Source organism: Cryobacterium sp. MLB-32, assembly GCF_000738085.1.
Taxonomy (GTDB): domain Bacteria; phylum Actinomycetota; class Actinomycetes; order Actinomycetales; family Microbacteriaceae; genus Cryobacterium.
This window is the reverse complement of the sequence record NZ_JPRS01000094.1, coordinates 1-864: the sequence shown is the minus strand read 5'-3', so window position 1 is coordinate 864 and position 864 is coordinate 1. Positions and strand designations below refer to the sequence as shown.

Below are 864 nucleotides of genomic sequence, written 5' to 3'. Positions count from 1 at the left end.
GCTTCAGCCCAAGCCGATCTATGACGGAGTGGATTCGTTATTAGGTGACATCAATGTCACCTACTTCCTGTTCCATGCCTTGGCCATCGTCGCGATCGCCTTAGTTGACGTCATCGTTCAGCAGGCCGTCTCGCCGGGAGGCATTACGAAGGCTCGCAAGCTCGGCACCGCAATCATCGCGAGTGCAATCATTGCGACACAAGCCGTGCTCTTCTTTGGGAGCGATTGGCGGGTGACTGACAATATCTCGCGGGCTTTTGTTTCTCGCTGGGACTACACCGCCTACGCGTCGACAACCTGGATCGCGATGGCGATCTTCGGAGTCTCAGTCGCGTACGCCTGCGTGTCTGATATGCGGCAGCAACCGCGCGGCATAACCAGGATCTCGCTCGGCTTCGTGACCTTGGGGTGTCTCGGCGTTCTCGGCTACGCGCTCATCAGCCTCACGAGCGCCTTTCAGTCCGTGCTCAATCCAGACTTCACTTTTCAGGGTTGGTCCCGTTTCGCCTACACGCTGACGTTTCTCCTGTCGCCGATTAGCCTCGCTGTCGGATTATGCCTCACCGCCACCGCGGACGGTCTTTCATCCGTGCGCAAGACCTACCGTGATCTGGTGCTCCTCTGGCGAATCACGCCAATTTGGAATCGTCTCCTCTCGACCTCGCCCGATCTGAGCATCGAGCGCGCTCTGACTCCGCTGCAACTCCTCGTTGTTCACAGACCGGGCGTGCACCTGTATCGACGACACGTCGAAATTCGTGACAGCTTGCTCCTCAACCCCGCACAAGCCGTATCCTTAAGGGAGCAATCAGTGATCGACCGGGCCGAACGACAGACCCAGGCACCGACCAGAAAGACGCCGAA

General features: G+C 58.3%; 1 protein-coding gene. It reads left to right on the top strand.

Annotation, left to right across the window (positions count from 1 at the left end):
• Nucleotides 1–864: DUF6545 domain-containing protein (locus JF66_RS23610; protein WP_035877841.1), on the top strand; the 864-nt coding region annotated here is incomplete at both ends.